At 30.3% G+C, this 3,408-nt stretch carries 7 protein-coding genes; 3 read left to right on the forward strand and 4 right to left on the reverse strand.

Annotation, left to right across the window (positions count from 1 at the left end; all coding sequences use genetic code 11):
* Positions 1-197 precede the first annotated feature (197 nt).
* The 3 genes from DK207_RS15535 to DK207_RS15545 all read left to right on the forward strand — a co-directional run bounded on the left by DK207_RS15535 (position 198) and on the right by DK207_RS15545 (position 1,609).
* A complete protein-coding gene (locus tag DK207_RS15535; RefSeq protein ID WP_109441960.1) occupies positions 198-452 on the forward strand; it encodes a hypothetical protein in 255 nt (84 codons plus the stop codon).
* Between the two features lie 82 nt (positions 453-534).
* Complete coding sequence (locus DK207_RS15540) at positions 535-855, forward strand: hypothetical protein (RefSeq protein WP_109441961.1); 321 nt, start codon at positions 535-537, stop codon at positions 853-855.
* A gap of 76 nt (positions 856-931) precedes the next feature.
* Positions 932-1,609, forward strand: a complete 678-nt coding sequence (locus tag DK207_RS15545) for a DUF421 domain-containing protein (RefSeq protein ID WP_109441962.1) — start codon at positions 932-934, stop codon at positions 1,607-1,609.
* A 57-nt stretch (positions 1,610-1,666) separates the two neighbouring features.
* Here the strand turns inward: DK207_RS15545 and DK207_RS15550 are convergent, their stop codons facing one another.
* The 4 genes from DK207_RS15550 to DK207_RS15785 form a co-directional block, all read right to left on the reverse strand.
* Positions 1,667-1,891 (reverse strand): hypothetical protein, encoded by a 225-nt coding sequence (locus DK207_RS15550; RefSeq protein WP_109441963.1) that lies wholly within the window; start codon positions 1,889-1,891, stop codon positions 1,667-1,669.
* Between the two features lie 29 nt (positions 1,892-1,920).
* Positions 1,921-2,352: a hypothetical protein gene (locus DK207_RS15555; RefSeq protein WP_109441964.1), complete on the reverse strand. Its 432-nt coding sequence runs from the start codon at positions 2,350-2,352 to the stop codon at positions 1,921-1,923.
* Between the two features lie 236 nt (positions 2,353-2,588).
* The gene (locus DK207_RS15560; protein ID WP_109441965.1) at positions 2,589-2,852 is read right to left on the reverse strand and encodes a hypothetical protein; all 264 of its coding nucleotides are present in this window, start codon (positions 2,850-2,852) and stop codon (positions 2,589-2,591) included.
* Positions 2,853-2,901: 49 nt separating this feature from the next.
* Entirely contained in the window at positions 2,902-3,057 is a 156-nt protein-coding gene (locus tag DK207_RS15785; RefSeq protein ID WP_161422024.1) for a hypothetical protein, read from the reverse strand.
* Positions 3,058-3,408 lie beyond the last annotated feature (351 nt).

The raw sequence follows: 3,408 nt of genomic DNA on the forward strand, positions 1-3,408 counted from the left end.
AATATTAACTTATATGAATTATGTACAATAAAATATTTTTGTAAAATAATAAACGCTTAAATAATAGCAATTTATTCATATTCAAAATTACAATTAAATATTAGGAAACAGGCTCTATGACATCAAATCAAAGAATAATGTTTTAATAAATTATCTGATTTGTTCAGATTAAATCTAAAGCAAAAGAGGATAACATCATGGCTAATACAAACAATCAGCGTAATGAAGAACGCAACAATCAAAACCAACAACAGCAAAACCAAAATAATGAGGGTCGTCAGCAGCAACAGCAAAATGACAACCGTCATCAGCAACAACAGAATGACAATCGTCAACAACAGCAACAGAACGATAATCGTCAACAGCAACAGCAGAATGATAATCGCCAACAACAGGGATCTAATCAAAAAGATTCCAATCAACAAGGTAGAAACAATAATCAGCAAAAATAAGCCTGATTATTAACTTCTGACCAATTTAGGAGAATAACCACTATTCTCCTAAATTTTTATAAAATTCTACTGGAGTTAAACAATGACACAGCAAGATTTGAATCACCAAAGAACAGAAGGTTCCCAAGTTAATGAAAATCCAAGTAGCTATTGGAGAGAGAGTTATCTTACTCGACCTTATTATCAAGAAGCTCAATTAAATACTCCCGATTTAGATTATGATCGTGATTTTTCAAAAGCTTATGAATTAGGCACCAAAGCACGTTCAGAATATGATCGTGATACTCGCTTTGAAGAAGTTGAAGGTAGTTTAGAGCAATCTTGGGAAGAGCTAAAAGCTGAGTCAAGGTTAAAATGGGAACACGCTAAACAAGCAATTCGAGATGCATGGGATAGAATGTAATAATTTTTTTCAAAAATGAGCTTATTTTAATAAGCTCATTTTTATTATAATAAAAAAATTATAAAAGGATTTAACCATGGAAATAATAAATATAATTTTTCATCAAACAACATGGGAATTTGTTTTTGAAATTATTTTCCGTTGTTTTGTCATGTTTTTTTTAATCTTATTTTTCTTAAAATTGTCTGGTAAGCGCGGCATACGACAACTTTCAATCTTTGAGGTTGCCATTATCCTTAGTTTAGGTACTGCCGCTGGAGATCCAATGCTAATTAAGGAAATCCCTCTCATCCAAGCCTTTGTAGTTATGAGTACGATTATCATTTTATATAGAATAACGACATGGTCGATGATGAAATATAAAAAAGTAGAGTTGTTTCTAGAAGGCCATCCGATATGTATTGTTAAAAATGGTTTATTAGTTATAGAAGCCATGAAAAATGAAAAATTTTCGCACGATGAATTTTTTGCGGAGATGCGACAACAAAGTGTAGAACATTTAGGTCAAATCAGAGTAGCATTATTAGAAACAGATGGTTGTTTAAGTATCTTATTTTATAAAGATTTAGAAACTAAATGGGGATTGCCAATATTTCCTACTGACTATAAAAAAGCAAATATTCTCAATACCGATGCATTTTACTCTTGTATGTATTGCGGACACACTCAAAAAATTCTCCATTTAGCTTACCAATGTTCTCGCTGTCAAAAAAAAGATTGGGCTAAAGCATTAAATCTTCCTCACATCCAATAACATTTTCTTATTTTAATTTGCATAATATTATTTTCAATAAAAATTAATGATTATCTTCTATGACAAACTAAATATTTTCCCAGTACGAGGATGTGTAAAGGTGTTATCTTCACTCAGATCAATGACCTTATCAACAATAACAATTTTGGATAATGGAATCCATGATTTTTCATTTGTCGTCAGATCAGTTACTCGTTCTTTTTCATAGATCTGTTCAACAATAATATTATCACCTGCTGCACTCACTGCGCTTATTTCAATTAATTTGTACTTTTTTTCCATTTCATTATTCCTTCTTAGATTTGATCAGGTTACTCAACTAGATCAGCACTATAAGAATCAAAGCACTTATCTTTTGTAGATTTTTCTTGTCTTAATACTATATTTCCTGAGTCATCAAAATAATATTTTGGTGTAATAACAAAATTCTTTTTAGGTTCTTCACTCTGATTATTCTTTATAACCACAAGCAATTTTGCAATAAATCCCGAGAGCCATAATATATATTCGCTCTTATTTTTACTTTTTGGTATAAGACTTATATCAATAGTCAACTCTTCTGACTTCATTAACAAGTCTTCAAAATTTATATAATTATAAAGCAATTTGAAATTTGAACCTTTCACTTCAGATCTTAAAGCAATCATAAGATTATTGAGATCTTCGATAGGATTTTCAGTAAATCCCAATTCATTTTCAATCTTTTCATAAATATTTTCTGCTATTTTTAGAAATGAATGCATGACTTATTCTCTTTTATTCCCTCGAAGGAATAATGCAGCATTTTAAGTAATTAATTGTTAATAAATTAATACTTTATGCAAATTTTGCGTCCATTTGCAAAGCTATAGATACACAATAAGGCGATAGAAACTCATTAAACAACAAAAAGGTTAATTGCATCACAATCTAAAGCGCTGTTAAAAATAAGAAAATGGCGGTTGAATTGATCGTCCATTTTCTTATTTTCATTATATCGTTAAGATGCAGGCATCTGATCGGATGTAGTATTTTGAGGACTATCCAGTTCACGTGAGGCATTATTTTCCATTATGGCTGGATTTGAAGCACCTTCATGCACATCATCATGCAATTGATTGTTTATCACAGGATCCTTTTCTAAGGCATGTGGTGTAGTTGTTTCGTTATGTTGATATGATTCTTCAACATTCCTATTTTTCTCACAACCCATTAGAGTCAAAATCAAGCAGGCTGCTAAGCTTTTTAATACTAAACTTTTCATTTTTCTCACCTCGAATAAAGTTCGTTAATAGTTGATAAAGTTTTCTATTTTAAACATCTACCAACCAAATACATTTTTTCTTTCGTTCACTTTCCAATTTATGTTTTCTTCGCTCAGATAAAGCTTTTTCACTCTTTCTAAAGCTGCCTTTATATTTACTTTTGGTTGCTTTTTTATCTTCGGCAACCATATCCCAATCTTCCATATATGACTCCTCAGTATCACTCATTAAATATTAAAACTTATAAAGCAAAGTCTTTTTAATTAAACCCAATCGTTCCTAGTAAAAATCAAATAAAATTTCTAGGATTTATTGAGATTTCTTCGTCCTTTCATTTGTTCAGATAAGTGTTGATCACTATTTTTAGCAGCATCCAAAACTTTTGACTTATTAGATTTTAAATAGCAACCTATCGCGACTCCTGCTCCTAAAGTAACAATTGCCTTCAACATGATTGACCTCATTGATTTATTTCATACATTTCTATAGATATCACCTTTAATGTTACTTTTTTAATTGTTTTTTTATTTTTTATTAAATAGTGAAACCTTATGT

The organism is Acinetobacter haemolyticus (genome assembly GCF_900406815.1).
Taxonomy (GTDB): Bacteria; Pseudomonadota; Gammaproteobacteria; order Pseudomonadales; family Moraxellaceae; genus Acinetobacter; species Acinetobacter haemolyticus_A.